The following is a 241-nucleotide window of genomic DNA, read 5'->3' on the forward strand; positions in this document are numbered from 1 at the left end:
TTATCTAAAAGGATCGTTTACTAAATAGGCGGCAATTGTACCGGTTGAGCCTTGCTGATATGAAAACGAAATGTCAAAAGATATTCCTGTTTTTTGCTCCACAAACTCCTCTATACGTCTAAATTTTTCTTTAAACTTATCCTTATATTTTGCCGAAATGGTAAAATGTAACTTGGCCGCTTTATTGTCAGAAGCGTCCAATGCGGCTTCGTACAAATGCTTCTCAAAGGCAGTAGAAATA

At 36.5% G+C, this 241-nt stretch carries 1 protein-coding gene; it reads right to left on the reverse strand.

The annotated features are described in order from the left end of the window. On the reverse strand, positions 1-241 hold a 241-nt coding region (locus tag ACRHOC_RS15055), incomplete at its 5' end, for a DUF4301 family protein (RefSeq protein WP_431159432.1).

It is taken from the genome of Winogradskyella poriferorum, from assembly GCF_050618035.1.
GTDB lineage: Bacteria > Bacteroidota > Bacteroidia > Flavobacteriales > Flavobacteriaceae > Winogradskyella > Winogradskyella poriferorum_A.